Here is a 17,164-nt window from a genome sequence, read left to right on the forward strand (position 1 = left end):
ATCCCATCAAGCCGCGTCGGCCAGTTTCTTGTTGCGGTCGGCGCGCGTCACGGCGGCACCCAGTTCCGACGGATCGAAATCGTCCACCGAGATGAACTCGAACACGCCTTCGCGCACGCGCTTGAGGAGTTCGAACTCGGCGGTGTTGATCACGCCAGCCTGCATGGCTTCGGTGAGCTGGCCCACGTAGTCGTGCGACTTGAACTGGCCCGACTTCTGCGCCTTGCCGAACTTGCGTTCCACCGGCTCGGCCGCGATCACGTCCGGCAGCAACGCATTCATGCGGCCGATGGTGTTGTTCGCGGTGGGCGTGAGGTACGTCCATTCGGTGAGGCGATCGCGTGCTTCGCCCGGCGCGGTGATGATGGCGGCGACGCGGCGACCCAGGCGGTCGGACGGCGGCACTTCGCGACGGCCCCACGGGAACACCAATACGCGCAGCAACCACGACACCGGCTTCACCGGGAAGTTGCGGATAGCGCCGTCAAGCGAGGTCTGGATGCGCCACATGCATTCATGGAACGCCCACGCCAGCAGCGGGCGATCCGCTTCCGGACGGCCGGTGTCTTCGTAGCGCTTGAGCATGGCGCTGGCAATGTAGAGATAGCTCAGCACGTCGCCAAGACGCGCCGACAGTTTCTCTTTGAACTTCAACTTGCCGCCCAGCACGCCCATGAACGTATCGGCGCACAGCGCGAGCGCGGCCGAGTAGCGATTGAGCTTGCGGTAGTAGCGGCGCACGTACGCATCGCCCGCGGTGTCGCCGATGCGCGAACCGGTGAGGCCCAGCGTGAACGCACGCACCGCATTGGAGATGCCGAAGCCGATGTGGCCGAACAGCGCGCGATCGAAAGCCTTCAGGCGATCGCCATACTCGGGGATCGACAGCGCCTGCATTTCCTTCAGCACGTATGGATGGCAGCGGATGGCGCCCTGTCCGAAGATCATCAGGCTGCGCGTCATGATGTTCGCGCCTTCCACCGTGATGGCGATAGGCACGCCCTGCCATGCGCGGCCCGCGTAGTTCTTCGGCCCCAACTGCACGCCCTTGCCGCCGTGCACGTCGAGTGCGTCACCCGCGATGGTGCGGCCCCACTCGGTGGCGTGGTACTTGGCAATCGCCGACGGCACCGCCGGCTTCTCGCCGCGATCCACCGCCGCCGCCGTGGCGCGCGACAGCGCAGCCGTGGCATAGGTCAGGCCACCGATGCGAGCGAGTGCTTCTTCCACGCCTTCGAAGCGGGCGATGGAAAGACCGAACTGCTTGCGCATGCGCGCATAGGCGCCCGTTGCGGCAACGGCCGCACGCACGCCACCCGTCGCGTTGGACGGAAGCGAAATGGCGCGGCCCACGGAAAGGCATTCCACCAGCATGCGCCAGCCGTGGCCGGCCATGTGCGGGCCACCAATCAGCACCGACATCGGCACGAACACGTCCTTGCCATGCAGCGGACCGTTCTGGAACGGGATGTTGAGCGGGAAATGGCGACGGCCGATTTCCAGGCCCGGCGTCGAACGCGGCAGCAGCGCGAGCGTGATGCCGAGGTCTTCCTTGTCGCCCAGCAGCTTCTCCGGGTCGTACAGACGGAAGGCCAAGCCCACCACCGTCGCAATCGGCGCCAGCGTGATGTAGCGCTTGTCGAAGGTGAGCTTCATGCCCAGCGTTTCGACGCCATCGACCACCTGCTTGCACACGACACCGAAGTCGGTGATCGACGTGGCGTCGGAACCGGCATACGGGCCGGTGAGCGCGAAGCAGGGAATTTCTTCGCCGATGGCAAGGCGCGGCAGATAGTGATTCTTCTGCTCGTCGCTGCCGTAATGAAGCAGCAGTTCCGCCGGGCCAAGCGAGTTGGGTACGGCGACGGTGGAAGCCACTGTTGCCGACATCGTCGCCAGCTTCTGCAGCACGGCCGAATGCGCCAGCGCCGAGAAGCCGAGACCGCCGTACGACTTCGGAATGATCATGCCGAAGAACTTGTTCTTCTTGATGAAGGCCCAGACGTCTGGCGGAAGGTCGGCCAGTTCGTGGGTGATCTGCCAGTCGTCGATCATGCCGCAGAGTTCTTCCACGGGACCATCGAGATACGCCTGCTCTTCCACGCTCAGCTCGGGCTTGGGCTGCTTGAGCAGCTCATGCCAGTCGGGCTTGCCGGAGAACAGCTCGCCCTCGAAACCCACCGTGCCCGCTTCCAGCGCGGTCTGTTCGGTTTCGGAAAGCTTGGGCGTCACCTTGGCGAAGATTTTCAGCAGCGGCGCGCTGATCTGCTTGCGACGGAAGCCATCCATCAGCAGCGGCACGGCGATGGCCAGCTCGATCACCACCAGGAAGAAGATTGTCCACGGCGCGCCGGCCATCAGGCCGACCACGACGGTGGTGATCACCGTGGCGATCGCCCACGTGCGCAGGCTGCTGCGGTGGTAGGCAGAGGCGCCGGTCGCAATCAGCGCCGCCAGCAGGGTCAATATCACGGACATCCAAACACCTCGTTACGAATGACGTCTTGGTGGAACAGGGATTTCATCGGCTCATGCCGTGACCGCATCGCTGCGATCGGTGGAAGAAAGCTGGCCTACGAATCGTGCGATCTCGCGGGTGAATGCGTCGTTGGCGTCACCCGCCACCATGTGCGTGGCGCGCGGCAATTCCACGTGCTCGGCGTGCGGCACCAGTTGCAGGAATTCATCGACGGTATCGCGCGACACCACGTCGCTGCGACCACCCGACAACAGCAACACCGGCACGCGCACCTTCGCCGCGGCCGACATCAGGCGCGGCTGGTAACGCTCGCTCTCGCTGACGAGGCCATTGAGCAGGGCCGGGTCCCAGTGCCAGCGCAGTCGGCCGTCGTCGCCCTCGCGCATCAGTGGTCGCAACTGGTCTTCTGTCTTGCGCTCGGCGCGATGTGGCAGGTACTTGGCAATTTCCTCGGCGGCCTGCGCGTAGCTCGCAAAGCCATCGGGATGCGCCTGCATGAAGGCAAGGATGCGTTCCACGCCCTTGGTTTCCCAGCGCGGCGTGATATCCACCAGCACGAGGGCGCGGAAAGCGTCAGGATCGATCTCGCCCGCGATCACCAGTCCCAGCAGTCCGCCCATCGATGCGCCGACCAGGATCGGCTTGCGCAGTTCGGCGTGGGCCAACAGGCGCAGATCGCCGACGAATTGCTCCATGTGGTAGTCGCCGCCGGCCACATGGCCGCTCTCGCCATGGCCGCGGGCATCGAAGGTGACACAGCGGAAACCCTCGTCCGCAAGCGCCTCCGCCGTGCTGCGCCAGGCGCCACGCGTCTGGCCGAAACCATGGGCGAACAGCAACGTCGGATGACCCGACGGCTGGCGAACTTCAAGGGCCAGCGTCAGGCCATCCACGGCCGTGACGTGGGTGAGAGTCTTCTCGATAGAGGGTGTCGATACCATACGCATGAGTATGGATCGCAACAAATGGCTGCGTCAATATGCGCTGCGGCAAGGGGAGTCCCCGCCGATTCAACGACTTGCCGCAACGCCAATTGCAAAGCCGTCGGCAGGGGCTACCATACTCGTATGAATGCAAGCGCCAAACCCGAACGCACCCGCCTTTCCGCCGAGGATTGGGAGGACGCCGCCCTCAGGCTGATCGCCGATCAGGGCGTCGGCGCCCTGGCTGTCGAAGCGCTGGCACGCCAGCTCGGCGTCACCAAGGGCAGCTTCTACTGGCATTTCCGCACCCGTGAAGCCCTGTTGCAGGCGGCGCTGGAGCGTTGGGAGCAATACGGCGAGAAAGAGGTGATCAGCCAGATCGAGGCCATGCCCGATCCGCGCGCGCGCCTGCCGGAACTGTTCCGCCGCGTGGCGCACGAAATCGCCCCTCATCGCGTTTATGCCGCGCTGCTGAAGGCGCTGGACCATCCGCAGGTGGTGCCGGTGATGGCGCGCGTCTCGCAGCGCCGCATGGAATTCCTCACCAACATCTACCGCGAGGCCGGCCTGGCGCCGGACGAAGCGCTCAACCGCGCCCGCCTCACCTACGCGGCTTATGTGGGTTTCCTGCAGCTCAACTTCACGCTGGGCCTGCCGCGCATCAGCCACGACGAATTCGATGCCTACGTCGAGCACATGATCCGCACGCTCACGCCGGCCTGACCTTTCGTCAGGCACCATCATTTGCACGAACGCCGCCCTCGGGCGGCGTTTTTTTATGGCACCTAGCCACTGGTAGTCCACCTGGCAAAGTGGTCTGCAGTTGCATCTGTAACTATCGGGTTGGGCAGTGATTTCGGGGTGCGCCCAGTTGCATTTTGCTGCGTCGAACCTTGCCATGCCAGTACACGTAAGTTAGCGTTTCTACTCTTTTTTGGCTTAAGACCAGAGTGAGGAAACGATGTCGAGCAAGCTGGCAGCGCTGCAGCGCTGGGTTGATGAGGTCGCGGCGCTGACCCGTCCCGCAAAGATCCATTGGTGCGACGGCTCGGAGTCCGAGTACCAGCAGCTGGTGCAGCAGATGCTGCAAACCGGCGACCTGATCGAGCTGAACCAGCAGACCCATCCGGGCTGCTACCTGCATCGCTCGAGCCCGTCCGACGTGGCCCGCGTCGAACACCTCACCTTCGTGTGCACCAAGACCGAGGAAGACGCCGGTCCGAACAACCACTGGATGGCGCCCGCCGACGCGCACGCCAAGATGGACGCGCTGTTCGACGGCTGCATGGAAGGCCGCACCATGTACGTCATCCCGTACTGCATGGGCCCCATCGACTCCCCACTCGCGCGCTGCGGCGTGGAAATCACCGACAGCCCGTACGTGGTCGCCAATATGCGCACCATGACGCGCATGGGCGCCGCCGCGCAGGCGCGCATCGAGCGCGAAGGCACGTTCGTGAAGGGGCTGCACTCCACCGGCGAGCTCGATCCGGAGCGTCGCTTCATCATGCATTTCCCCGAGGAGCTGACCATCAAGTCGTACGGCTCCGGGTACGGCGGCAATGCGCTGCTCGGCAAGAAGTGCCACGCGCTGCGCATCGCCAGCTACCAGGCCAAGTCCGAGGGCTGGCTGGCCGAGCACATGTTGATCGTGGGCATCGAGAACCCGCAGGGCGAAACGCACTACATCGCCGCGGCGTTCCCGTCGGCCTGCGGCAAGACCAACCTCGCCATGCTCATTCCGCCGGAGGCTTACCGCCAGGACGGCTGGAAGGTGTGGACCGTGGGCGACGACATCTGCTGGATGCGCCCGGGTGCGGATGGACGTCTATACGCCATCAACCCGGAAGCGGGTTACTTCGGCGTGGCGCCGGGCACCAGCGATGCCACCAACCCGAACGCGCTGTCGACCATCGCGCGCGACACCATCTTCACCAACGTCGCTGTCACCGCCGATAACCAGCCGTGGTGGGAAGGCCTGCCGGGCACGCCGGTCACTGATTGGCAGGGGCGTCCGTATGACCCGGCGAATGGTCCGGCAGCGCATCCCAACTCGCGCTTCACCGTGAGCGCCAAGCAGTGCCCGACATGGTCGCCGCGCGCCGAGGATGCGCAGGGCGTGCCGATCAGCGCCATCGTGTTCGGTGGCCGTCGTCCGTCACTCATCCCGCTGGTGTTCGAGGCGAAGGACTGGAAGCACGGCGTGCTGGTCGGTGCCGCCATGGGCTCGGAAACCACCGCCGCCGCCACCGGAGCCGTTGGCGTGCTTCGCCGCGACTCGATGGCCATGAAGCCGTTCGCCGGCTACCACTACGGTGACTACTTCCGTCACTGGCTGTCGTTCGACCAGCCGGGCGCGAAGCTGCCGAAGATTTTCCACGTCAACTGGTTCCGCAAGGGCGAGGACGGTCGTTTCCTGTGGCCGGGCTTCGGCGACAACCTGCGCGTGCTCCAGTGGATGATCGATCGCGTGGAAGGCCGCGCCGCTGGCAACCACACGCCCATCGGCACCCTGCCCAAGGCAGGCGAGATCGAGCTCGACGACCTGCAGCTCGATCGCGCCACGATCGACACGCTGTTCCACGTCGACCACGCCGGCTGGACCGCGGAACTGGCGGCTATCGGCGAATACCTGGACAGCTTCGGCGAGCGCATGCCGACCGAGCTGCACGACGAACAGCAGCGCGTCGCCAAGGCGCTGCACGATGCGGCCGTGACGCCGCGCACGGCCGTCGCCTCCTGACGACGCCATGCCCGCCGGCCCCATGCGGCCGGCGGGACCTTTGCGGCGGCCTCCTCCGGTCGCTTGCAGTCGGGCTACAAAACCTCCTCTAAACCTTGCCACGCTTTGGCGCATCCAAGCTGGCAAGATGATCGCAGCCTGCCCCGCCACCGGAACCACGATGCCGCCGCCAGCGCCCGCCGCGGACCCCCACGACATGGACGACGTCCGGGCGGCCGCCGACGGTGATCGCCAGGCATTCCATCGCCTCTACCGTGCCCATGTGGATCGCGTGTACGGCGCCGTGCTTCGCCTGGCCGGTTACGACCACGCGCGTGCCGAAGATCTCACGCAGGAGGCTTTCGTACGTGCGTGGCAGAAGTTGTCCGGTTTTCGTGGCGATAGCGCGTTTGGTACATGGCTGTACCGCCTGGCGGTGAATGTCGCGTTGATGGACATCCGCTCGCGCGGTTCGGATCCGGTCACCGTGATGGACGAGGACAACCTCCCCGATCATGGCGAAACGCCTTTCTGCGCCGCCGAACGCGACGAACTGGAACGTGCGATCGGCAAACTGCCTCCCCGAGCGCGCGCCGTTTTGGTGCTGCACGACGTGGAAGGTTGGCGACACGAGGAGATTGGTGCCGAACTCGGCATGGCAGTGGGCTCGTCCAAGGCGCAATTGCATCGCGCACGCGGCCTGCTGCGGAAAGTTTTGGGAGAACGCTCATGAACGAATTTGAATGGCTCCGCCAGACACGCGCCTTGCGCGAACCGGTATCGCCACGCCGCGACCTGTGGGCCGGCATCGATGCGGCCCTGGATGCAGCCGACGGAAAGACGACCGCGCCCACGGCGCGGCGGGCATGGCGCCAGCCGCACAACTGGCTGATCGCGGCCAGCTTCGTCGGCCTGTCGCTGTTCGCCGGCAGCCTGGCCGTGCATCTGCGCGACCGCACGCTCACCAATGCCACCGTCAGCACCACAGATGTGGGCCGCTGGCGCCCGAACGACCCGCGCCTTGCCGGCGCGGCGGTGGAACTCGATGCCGCCAACATGGAGCTGCGCCAGGCCATGGAGCAGGCACCCGACTCGCCGGCGCTGCAACGCCTGCTTATGCGTACCCAGAAACAGCAATCGCAACTGCGTCAGATGGAACACCAGGCTGGTTGAGTCCAGCGGAGCCTTCACCATGAAAACCGCACGCGTCATCCCACTCCTGCTCAGCCTGTCGATCGGCCAGGCCTTGGCCGACACGCCCATCAACCTCAGCCACGACGCGTCGCCCAACGCGCACGTGAGCATCAGCAACGTCAAGGGCGAGGTCACCGTGAGTGCCTGGGATCGTAACCAGGTACAGGTCACCGGCCGCCTCGGCGACGGCGCCAAGCCGCTGGCCATCGAAGGCAGCAACAGCAGCATGAGCATCAAGGTGGAATCGGCGGGCAAGTCCGGCTGGTTGAACTGGGGCAGCGACACTTCGATGGGCTCCACCACGCTGGATGTGCGCGTACCCAAGGGCGCATCGCTGGACGTGGACGTGGTCAGCGCACCGATGAACATCGACGGCATCGAGGGCGGCACCATCAAGGTCAACACGGTCAGCGGCAAGGCGCGCATCAATGCACGCTCGCCCAGCATCGATGCCGACGCCGTCAGCGGCAGCATCGAGCTGGCCGGCAGCGCGGACAGGGTGAACCTGCAGACGGTGAGCGGCGACATTCTCGCGCCGAACGTGGGCGCCGAGGCCAGCCTGCAGACCGTCTCCGGCCGCATCCGCGTCAATGGCGGCCCGTGGCGGAAACTCAATCTGAGCACCGTGTCGGGCGACGTGCAGCTGTCCGGTGGTGTCGCGCCCAACGGCGCCTACGATGTCGACAGCATGAGCGGCGACGTGCAGATCCAGGTGCCGTCCAATCTCTCGGCCGTGATCAAGGCCTCGACCTTCAGCGGCGACCTGCGCAGCGACTTCGGCACGGTGAAGAAACCGGAACATGGTCCAGGCAGCGACCTGCAGACCACCGTCGGTGCAGGCGGCGCCAAGATGAATGTGGAAACTTTCAGCGGCGATCTGCGCATCCGACGCCAGGATTGATTCGCCAACGCGTCAAACGAAAACGCCGGGCAGCGCCCGGCGTTTTTCATGGTGCGTCCGATGGAACCGGCGCGACTCAGAGATCCTGGTGATATTGCACGTACGGCGTGCGCGACTGATCAGGCTCCGGACCCGCTGGCGTATTCACACCATTGCCCGACGACCACAAGTTCTGCGCGCCAATGCTCAACTGACCCTGCCACGGCAGGCGCCAGGTCACGCCGAGATCGATGCTGTTCCAGCGGCGGTCCGGGTTGTAGCCGGCGCCACCTGGGACGCCCGCTTCCGGCGCCATGGTGCGACCCACGATGCTGCCGCTCAACGGACCACGATCGACGCCGAAGCTCACGGCCTTCTGGTCGAGCGCATTCACGCCCAGCACATTGCCCGGCAGCAGACGCACACGACCGACGCTTGCGCCCAGATCAATGCCGCTCTTGCCGTCGAGTGCAAAGCGGCCGCGCGCGTTGACCTGCGTGCTGCCGTCGAAACCCGAAAGGCCGTTGACGCCCGGCATGGCGCCAGGCAACAGGCGCGGCAGCGTGGCGGCGCCCTGCACATTATCGGTACCCACGCTCAGGCCCAGCGAATAGCGGCCATCGCTGTACGTGGCACCCACTTCGCTGCCGATGATGCGCGGCGCCTGGTTGTTCGCCCAGTTGCGCTCGCTCACACCCACATGCGCCTGCAGGTTCGGTGCGATGCCATAGCGGATATCGGAGGACTGCACGGTCGCCGAATCGACGGCGCGGAACTGCAGGGGCGAATCCTGCTGCGAGGCGGCCAACGTATCGCTGTTCGACTGCAGCGCCAGCCAATGGCCATCGGCGCCACGCCACAGCGGCACGCCGTTGGAGGCGGCCTGCGAAGTCTCAGGCGTCTGCGACAGCAAGCGTCCAGCGGCGCTGTAGGAATCATTGGCCGCACTCTGCCCTGCCGCGACAAACGGCATGAACAGCAATGGCAATGACAAGAACAGACGACGCATGAACGCGAAAACCCCCGCGATACCGTAGGTCAGGAACGAAATCGCCCCCTCCCAGAGACGAGTTAGGTCTAACGATATCACATTTTACTTTTTACTAACACCCAGATTCCCAATTTGTGAACCGTGCCCGGCTGGCCCTGGATCACAAATTTTTGACATCCGGGAACCGATTAGGTTCCCGGTTCATGGAGCCGGCGACAAAGCTGAATGGAGGCGATATATAGTCCATTCCTATCGACAATGCCGGATTCGCCCTGCGACTGATGACCTCGGTCCCTTCCAGCACTACGCCCACCTGGCCAGCGGACAGCGCTGTCGTGGCCATGCATGCCGCGGTGGAGCGACTCTTCCGCGCGGGCGATGCTGCCAGCGTGGCGGAGATCTGCGAGGTCATGCTGCGCGACATGGGCATCGAAGGCAGCCTCCATTGGCGCTTGCTGGGCGATACGGAACCACCGAACGAGCAGATCACCCAGCTCGATCTGGCGGAAGATCCGCAAGGCTTGCGTTCGCTCGTGCTGGCCTTGCCCACGGGCTCGATCTCGGACCCGACGAGAGAGAATCTCTCGTGGATAGGAAGACTGGTCGCCTGTCGCCTGCGCCAGTTGGCGGAAACCTCGCGACTCTACGAAGCCATCTCCCGTCTCGCGCTCGCCGAACGCCTGCAACGCGCGCTCTACGCCATTGCCGATCAGGCCGGCGCCGAGCACAACATGACCGAGATGATGCACTCGCTGCACGCCATTCTCGGCAGCCTGATGTATGCGGAGAACTTCTACATCGCGCTGTACGACGCGGCCACCGACACAGTGCGCTTCCCGTACTACGTCGACACGATGGACAAGGAACCGCCCTCGCCCGACGAGTCGGTGCCGCTGCAGGAAATGCGTTACAGCCTCACCTGGAACCTGCTGCAGAGCGGCCAGGCGATCATGGGCTCGGTGGCGGAGCTGACCGAACAGTTCAAGGGCCGCTTCGTGCTGCTCGGTCCGGTGTGCGAACACTGGTTGGGCGTGCCCTTGCTGCGTGACGGCCGCGTCGTCGGCGGCATCGTGATGCAGAGCTATCGCGAAGACACCCACTACAGCGAGCACGACCGCGAACTGCTCAGCTACGTCGCCAAGCACGTGCAGACGGCGCTGGAGCGACGCGAGGCGCACGAGGAACTGGAGCGCCGCGTCTCCAGCCGCACGGCCGCACTGCGCGAGGCCAACCGCGTGCTGCGCCAGCAGGTGTTGCAGCGCCAGCGCGGCGAGCGGCTGCAGGCGGCGCTGTTCCGCATTGCGGAGCTGGCGAATGCCTCCGAGAGCATCGACAACTTCTACGCCGCCGTGCATCGCGTGATCGGCGGCCTGCTCTATGCCCGCAACTTCTACATCGCATTGCTGGACGAAGAGCAGAAGACCCTCAGCTTCCCTTACTCCGTCGACGAATTCGATACGGTGCGCCTGCCGCGCGCACATGGCCGCGGCGTCACCGAGTACGTGCTGCGCCACGCCAAGCCGCTGCTGGCCGATCCCACGGAATTCGATCGGCTGCAGCAGATGGGCGAGATCACGCACCGCGGTTCGCGTTCGGTGTGCTGGCTGGGCGTGCCGCTGGTATGGGGCGATCGCGCCATGGGCGTGTTGGCCGTGCAGAGCTACTCGCCCGAGCACACCTACGACGTGCGCGACCAGGAGTTGCTCACCTTCGTGGGTTATCACGTCGCCAACGCCCTGCAACGCAAGCACACCACCGAATCGCTGAAACAGGCCTATGCGAGCCTGGAGCGCCGCGTCACCGAACGCACGCGGGCCCTCGCCCTGGCCAACCGCGACCTGCGCGAACAGATCGCCGAGCGCGAGCGCGTGGAGCGCCGCCTCAAGTACGAAACCCTGCACGATTCGCTGACCGGCCTGCCCAACCGCACGCTGTTGCTGCAACGCCTGGAGCAGGCCTTGCAGCGCTACCACGGCGACACGCAGGAACTGTTCGCGGTGTTGTTCATCGACCTCGATCGCTTCAAGGTCATCAACGATTCCGTCGGCCATCTGGTCGGCGACGACCTGCTGTTCCAGGTGGGCGGCCGCATACGCGCGTGCCTGAAGACACGCGATGTGGTGGCGCGACTTGGCGGCGACGAATTCGCCGTGCTGGCCGAAGGCATCACCGATCCGAAGATGGCGATGCTTATCGCCGAGCGCATCATTGACGAGCTGCAGACGCCGTTCCGCCTGGGCGCAAAAGAAATCTTCACCTCGGCCTCGATTGGCATCGCCCTGCCCAGCCCGCACTACCAGCGCCCGGAAGAATTGCTGCGCGACGCCGATGCCGCGATGTATCGCGCCAAAGACGAAGGCCGCCACCGCGCCGCCGTGTTCGACGACCGCCTGCGCCGCGAAGCACTCTCGTTGCTGGAAATGGAAGGCGACCTGCGCCGCGCGCTGAGCCGCAACGAATTCGTGCCCTTCTACCAGCCCATCGTGGCGCTGCAGACCGGCCGCACGGTGGGCTACGAGGCACTGCTGCGCTGGCGTCATCCGGATCGCGGCTTGCTGACTCCCGGCGATTTCCTCGCGGTGGCCGAAGAAAGCGGCTGCTCGGAAAGCATCGACTGGCAGATCTTTGAACAGGTGTGCGCCCAGGCCGAGGCCTTGGCGGGCAGCGACGGCTTCGTCAGCATCAATGTGTCGGGCCGGCACTTCCGTTCGCTGGACCTGGACAAGCGCCTGCTCGACCTCATCGAATCGCATCACGTGCCGCCGCGTTGTTTGCGCATCGAGGTGACCGAGCGCGCGCTGCTGGAAAACGCCATCCAGGTGAAGCGCATGCTGGACAACCTGCGCGGCCACGGCGTGAGCATTGCGCTGGACGATTTCGGCACGGGCTACTCGTCTCTGAGCTACCTGCACCAGTACCCGATCGAAACGCTGAAGATCGACCGCTCCTTCATCGTCGAATTGCCGCGCGAAGGCGGCCACGGTGCTGCCGTGGTGCGAGCCATCCAGGCGCTGGCCAACTCGCTGCAGATGCAGGTGATCGCCGAAGGCATCGAGGACGAGGACCAGCGCGAGGCGTTGCTGCGCATCGGCTGCCGCTTCGGGCAGGGCTTCCTGTTCGCTACGCCGAAGATGGCCGAGGTGTGGTTGCAGCGCGAGCATCATTTCGCGTTGCCGTAGAGCCTCCCGCTTCGCCCTTCCGTCTCACCATCTTGTCTTTCCGGCGCAAGCCGGAATGACGCGCAAGGAAAAGGCCGGCACCTTTCGGTAGCCGGCCTTTTCATCGCATCGCAACCCGCTGGATTACTGCGCCGTATGCGGTGCGTTCGCCGCCGGTGTCACGCTCAGCAAGTGCTCTGCATCGACGCGGTCGAAGGTGTAGCGCTGCGCACAGAACTCGCAGATCACCTCGATTTCGCCTTCGCGGGCATCCAGCGCGGCTTCCACTTCATCGCGGCCCAGCGAGCGCAGCACGGATTCCACGCGCTCACGCGTGCAGCTGCAGCCGAAGGCCAGCGGGCGAGGATCGAACAAGCGCACGGATTCCTCGTGATAGAGGCGATACAGCAGCTGCTCCGGCGGCGTGGAAAGCAGTTCCTCCTGGCCCAGCGTGGCGGTGAGATGCTGGATGCGCGTCCAGGCGTCCTCATCCTCCACGGCATCGTGGCCGCCTTCGTCCGGCAGCTTCTGCAGCATCAGGCCCACGGCATGTTCGCCATCGGCGGCCAGCACGATACGCGCTGGCAACTGTTCGGACTGACCGAAGTAGTTTTCCAGCGCCGAGGCGAGATCCGGATGCTGCAGATCGACCAGGCCCTGGTAACGCTGGCCACGCTCGGCGTTGCCGATGGTGATGGCCATGATGGCGTCCGGCAACGCGGCCAGATCCAGCGTTTCAGGCAACGGATCGTTCCAGCGCGCCAGGCCGCGCAGGCGGCCGCGATCGGTGCACTCGGCAAACAGCAGGCGTAGTCCGCCGCTGCTCTTCAGTTCCACCGAGAGCGCGCCATCGAGCTTGATGTTGCCCGTCAGCAGCGCGCTGGCGGCCAAGGTCTGGCCGAGCACCGAGCGCAGCGCGGCGGGATAGTGCGAGCGGCCGGCAACTTCGCGCCAGGCCGGCCCGAGACGGACGAGCACGCCACGCACGCCGGCGCGCTCGAGCATGAAGCGATGCAGGACATCTTCGACTAGCACGGTTTCCACGGAATGGACCTCTCAAGAGCAATCCCCCTACATGGGGGCGCCTGCATCCGGGCACAACGACCGCCGGCGCGGGCTATCGGGGGATGGGCTGGGGCCTCCTATACTGCCGCCAATTCCGTCCAAGCGCCGCCATGACTTCACGACGCCCGTTCGCCGCCCGTCTGCTTCGATGCATCGTCCTGCTCATGATCTCCTGGCTGGCGCTGAGCTGGCTGGTGGTGGTCGCGCTGCGCTTCGTGCCGCCGTGGACCTCGGCGGTGATGATGGAGCGCCAGCTGGGCGCACTCGTCCGCGGCGAGAAGGATTTCCACCTGCAGCATCGCTGGGTGCCGTGGACCCAGGTGTCGCCGTACGTGCCGCTGGCGATGGTGGCTGGCGAGGACCAGAAATTCCCGTTCCACCACGGCTTCGATTTCGATTCCATCCAGAACGCCATGGACGCGGCCGACGAAGGCCGCCGCTTGCGCGGCGCGAGCACCATCAGCCAGCAGACCGCCAAGAACCTTTTCCTATGGAACGGACGCAGCTTCGTTCGCAAGGGGCTGGAAGCGTATTTCACCGTACTGATCGAGCTCACCTGGCCCAAGCAGCGCATCCTCGAGGTTTACATGAACATCGCCGAGTTGGGCGATGGCATTTACGGTGTGGGCGCGGCCAGCGATGCGTTCTTCCGTGTGCCGCCGGCGCGGCTCAGCGCGGCCCAGGCGGCGCGCCTGGCGGCGGTGCTGCCCAGCCCTCGCCGCTTCCATGCCGATCGCCCCACGGCCTACGTGCAAGGCCGCGCCAACTGGATCCAGCAGCAGATGGGACAACTGGGCGGCCCGGCCTACCTGCAAAGCCATACGCCACCGCGCGACACACGACGGCGCTGACGTGACGCATGCGCTCGCCCCGGGCGAGACGCTGCACTAGCATTCGCGCACGCTCCGGGGAATCTTCGCACCAGCCATGCCACGCCTCACCGTCGTCGTACCTGCCTACAACGAATCGGCCGTGCTGGAGAGCTTCCACGCCCGGCTCACCAGCGTGCTGGCCGAGCTGCCGCTCGAATGCGACGTGCTCTATGTCGATGACGGCAGCACGGATGCCACCTGGCAGCTGATGGAAGGGCTGGCGGCCCGCGATGGCCGCACCGGCGCGATCAAGCTGTCACGCAACTTCGGCAAGGAAGCAGCGCTCACCGCCGGCCTGGATCATGTGGATGCCGATGCGGCCATCGTTATCGATGCCGACCTGCAGGATCCACCGGAGCTGATTCCCGCACTGATCGAACGCTGGCGCGAAGGCTATGACGTGGTCTACGCCACGCGCAGCGCGCGCCAAGGCGAAACCGGCTTTAAGCGTTTCACCTCCGCGTTGTTCTATCGCAGCATGGAACACGTCTCCGATATCCACGTGCCCCGCGATACCGGCGACTTCCGCCTGCTCTCGCGCCGCGCGCTGGACGCCCTGCGCCAGCTGCGCGAACGGCAGCGCTTCATGAAGGGCCTGTTCACCTGGATCGGCTATCGGCAAACGGCCGTCTATTACCTGCGTGAGCCGCGCCAGGCCGGCGCGACCAAGTGGAACTATTGGCGCCTGCTGCAGCTGGCCATCGAGGGATTCACCTCGTTCTCCACCGCGCCCTTGCGGCTGGCCACCTGGATCGGTGTTGCTTCGTCGCTGCTCTCCTTCCTGTTCGGCCTGTGGGTCTTCGGCAAGGCGCTGCTCTTCGGCGACCCGGTGCACGGCTACCCGTCGCTGATGGTGGTGATCCTGTTCATCGGCGGCGTGCAGCTGCTGGCGCTGGGCGTCATCGGCGAATACCTGGGGCGCAACTACGCCGAGAGCAAACAGCGTCCGCTGTATTTCATCGAGGAACAGCGTTCGGCGCGTCAGAAGCGCTGAATAGACGTTCCGGCTCGTCGCTTCACATCGGGCCAACACCACGTCCACGCGGCGGCGCTAGACTCTTCCCATGCGGCCCATCGGCGGCCTCCTGGGAGGTTGAAGCATGCGACAAGTCAAGCATTTGCTGGAAGGCAAGGGCACCGACATTTTCAGCATCGCACCGGACGCGCCCGTACTCGAAGCGATTAAGCACATGGCGGAGCGTCGCGTCGGCGCGCTGCTGGTGATGCGTGACGAACGGCTCGTGGGCATCGTTTCCGAGCGTGACTACGCACGCAAGGTGATCCTCCAGGGACGCTCGTCCGCACAGACCGCCGTCTCGGAGATCATGAGCAGCCCGCCGCTCACCGTAGGCCCGGACACCGACGTGTTCGACTGCATGCGCCTATGTACCGACAGCCGCATCCGCCATTTGCCGGTGGTGGCCGGCGAACGTGTCGTCGGCGTCATTTCGATCGGCGATCTGGTGAAGGAAGTGATCGACGCACAGGCCGAGCAGATCGAACAGCTGCAGCGCTACATCACCAGCTGAGCATCGGCTCAGGCCTTGGCGGTTTGCGCCTGCGACTCCGTGCCGTCCGTCGCCTGCTGCTCCGGCAGCAGGTCGGGGGAATGACCAGCGTGCGCCGCTACCCATGTGGCCACCACGGCAACGCCCGCACCGAGACCGGCCATACCGGTCGCTGCCATGCCCAGCGTGCCCAGCACGCTGACGCCGCTGGTGACCAGCACGTCGCCGAAACGCCAGATGGCCGTCTCCACGAAGTTCTTGCCCTTGTATCGCGTCTCGCGCGGCACGCGTGTATATAGCGCATCGACCGCGGGCTTGGTCATGCCATAGGCGAACCCACGCGAGCCGACCAGCATGATCGAGAGCATGGGCACCATGAAGCCGAACAGGTTGACGCTGCCGATGCCCACGATCACCAGCAGCACCAGCAGCACGAAGTTCACCACCGAGGGCAACACCAGACCCGGACCCGCGCCCTTGCGCACGAGCAGCCAGCGCGTGAGCGTGAGCTGCAGCACGGCGCCCAGCAGGTTCGCGTAAAGATCCAGGTCGTTGTAGAACGACGTACGCGCCACGCGATCAGGCAGGTGCGCCTTGGTGTAGTCGGCCATCAAGGCGTAGGCGAGCGTGCCGATGCCATCGCCCAGCACCATCAGGATGGCCATGTAGCGCAGGAAGGGGCGCGTCCACAGCTCCTTGATGCCTGCCCATAGCGAGCCGCCGATGGGCTCTTCGTTGCGCGCCTCGTCGCGGCAATCGTGGCGCGACGAAAGCGTCAGCAACAGGATCAACGCGATCACCAATGCCGCCGCCGACACCACCAGCAGCGAGGCCACGCCGATCATCTGCACCAGGAACTTGGTCACCAGCGGCCCGAAGATCGCGCCCGCCATGCCGCCGAGCGCAATCAGCGGGAAAACGCGCCGCGCCTGCACGCTCTTGAAGATGTCCGCCATGAAGCTCCAGAACAGCGACACCACGAACAGGTTGAACACGCTGACCCAGATGAAGAACCCCACGCCCAGCGCCCGGGCGCCGATGCGATCCTGCGCCATGAACAGCGGCACGAAGGCAAACAGGCAGGCCACGAAGAAGCTGTAGCTCCAGCCCAGCAGGCGCTTGCGCGGAAAACGCGACACCAGCGCACCGAACACCGGCGTCAGCAGCAGCATCACGCCGAAGACGCTTGCGTAGAACAGGGGAAGCGATTGGGAGCCCACGGCGCCGCTGAGCTGGTCGCGCACGGGCCGGATGATGTAGTAAGCCGTCATCACGAAGAAAAAGGCCACTGCCGAGAGGATCGACGCAAGGCCTTCGTTCGCTGCGGCAGGTCGGGGGGTATTCACCGGCGTTTCCAGCGGGGGACCTACAC

Annotated in this window: 14 protein-coding genes; 9 read left to right on the plus strand and 5 right to left on the minus strand. The window is 65.2% G+C overall.

Annotated elements, in window-relative coordinates:
- Positions 1-6 precede the first annotated feature (6 nt).
- Together ABIC75_RS12250 and ABIC75_RS12255 are read right to left on the minus strand one after the other, a co-directional pair.
- Complete coding sequence (locus ABIC75_RS12250) at positions 7-2,478, minus strand: acyl-CoA dehydrogenase (RefSeq protein WP_354014133.1); 2,472 nt, start codon at positions 2,476-2,478, stop codon at positions 7-9.
- Between the two features lie 51 nt (positions 2,479-2,529).
- Positions 2,530-3,420, minus strand: coding sequence for an alpha/beta fold hydrolase (locus ABIC75_RS12255; protein ID WP_354014355.1), 891 nt, complete (start codon positions 3,418-3,420; stop codon positions 2,530-2,532).
- 126 nt (positions 3,421-3,546) lie between these two features.
- On the opposite strand from ABIC75_RS12255, the gene ABIC75_RS12260 reads away from it, so the two are divergent.
- From ABIC75_RS12260 to ABIC75_RS12280, 5 genes are all read left to right on the plus strand, one after another.
- The gene (locus ABIC75_RS12260) at positions 3,547-4,125 is read left to right on the plus strand and encodes a TetR/AcrR family transcriptional regulator (protein WP_354014134.1); all 579 of its coding nucleotides are present in this window, start codon (positions 3,547-3,549) and stop codon (positions 4,123-4,125) included.
- Positions 4,126-4,363: 238 nt separating this feature from the next.
- Positions 4,364-6,145: a phosphoenolpyruvate carboxykinase (GTP) gene (locus tag ABIC75_RS12265; RefSeq protein WP_354014135.1), complete on the plus strand. Its 1,782-nt coding sequence runs from the start codon at positions 4,364-4,366 to the stop codon at positions 6,143-6,145.
- 160 nt (positions 6,146-6,305) lie between these two features.
- Positions 6,306-6,857, plus strand: coding sequence for an RNA polymerase sigma factor (locus tag ABIC75_RS12270; protein ID WP_354014136.1), 552 nt, complete (start codon positions 6,306-6,308; stop codon positions 6,855-6,857).
- Entirely contained in the window at positions 6,854-7,297 is a 444-nt protein-coding gene (locus ABIC75_RS12275; RefSeq protein ID WP_354014137.1) for a hypothetical protein, read from the plus strand. Before ABIC75_RS12270 ends, ABIC75_RS12275 begins: the two co-directional genes overlap by 4 nt.
- A gap of 19 nt (positions 7,298-7,316) precedes the next feature.
- The gene (locus tag ABIC75_RS12280; protein ID WP_354014138.1) at positions 7,317-8,219 is read left to right on the plus strand and encodes a DUF4097 family beta strand repeat-containing protein; all 903 of its coding nucleotides are present in this window, start codon (positions 7,317-7,319) and stop codon (positions 8,217-8,219) included.
- Positions 8,220-8,295: 76 nt separating this feature from the next.
- Here ABIC75_RS12280 and ABIC75_RS12285 read toward each other — a convergent pair whose 3' ends face one another.
- Positions 8,296-9,207 carry a hypothetical protein gene (locus ABIC75_RS12285; protein ID WP_354014139.1) on the minus strand — a complete coding sequence of 304 codons (912 nt, stop codon included), beginning with the start codon at positions 9,205-9,207 and terminating at the stop codon, positions 8,296-8,298.
- A gap of 263 nt (positions 9,208-9,470) precedes the next feature.
- On the opposite strand from ABIC75_RS12285, the gene ABIC75_RS12290 reads away from it, so the two are divergent.
- A complete protein-coding gene (locus tag ABIC75_RS12290; RefSeq protein ID WP_436407914.1) occupies positions 9,471-12,368 on the plus strand; it encodes an EAL domain-containing protein in 2,898 nt (965 codons plus the stop codon).
- 123 nt (positions 12,369-12,491) lie between these two features.
- Here ABIC75_RS12290 and ABIC75_RS12295 read toward each other — a convergent pair whose 3' ends face one another.
- The gene (locus ABIC75_RS12295) at positions 12,492-13,391 is read right to left on the minus strand and encodes an Hsp33 family molecular chaperone HslO (protein WP_354014140.1); all 900 of its coding nucleotides are present in this window, start codon (positions 13,389-13,391) and stop codon (positions 12,492-12,494) included.
- A gap of 131 nt (positions 13,392-13,522) precedes the next feature.
- On the opposite strand from ABIC75_RS12295, the gene mtgA reads away from it, so the two are divergent.
- The 3 genes from mtgA to ABIC75_RS12310 all read left to right on the plus strand — a co-directional run bounded on the left by mtgA (position 13,523) and on the right by ABIC75_RS12310 (position 15,813).
- Entirely contained in the window at positions 13,523-14,263 is a 741-nt protein-coding gene (gene mtgA / locus ABIC75_RS12300; RefSeq protein WP_354014141.1) for a monofunctional biosynthetic peptidoglycan transglycosylase, read from the plus strand.
- Between the two features lie 76 nt (positions 14,264-14,339).
- Positions 14,340-15,278, plus strand: coding sequence for a glycosyltransferase family 2 protein (locus tag ABIC75_RS12305; RefSeq protein WP_354014142.1), 939 nt, complete (start codon positions 14,340-14,342; stop codon positions 15,276-15,278).
- 106 nt (positions 15,279-15,384) lie between these two features.
- Positions 15,385-15,813, plus strand: a complete 429-nt coding sequence (locus ABIC75_RS12310; protein WP_354014143.1) for a CBS domain-containing protein — start codon at positions 15,385-15,387, stop codon at positions 15,811-15,813.
- A gap of 8 nt (positions 15,814-15,821) precedes the next feature.
- On the opposite strand, the gene ABIC75_RS12315 is transcribed toward ABIC75_RS12310, so the two are convergent.
- Positions 15,822-17,138, minus strand: a complete 1,317-nt coding sequence (locus ABIC75_RS12315; RefSeq protein ID WP_436407915.1) for an NTP/NDP exchange transporter — start codon at positions 17,136-17,138, stop codon at positions 15,822-15,824.
- Positions 17,139-17,164: the final 26 nt, after the last annotated feature.

It is taken from the genome of Dyella japonica (genome assembly GCF_040545895.1).
In the GTDB taxonomy this organism is placed as follows: domain Bacteria; phylum Pseudomonadota; class Gammaproteobacteria; order Xanthomonadales; family Rhodanobacteraceae; genus Dyella; species Dyella japonica_D.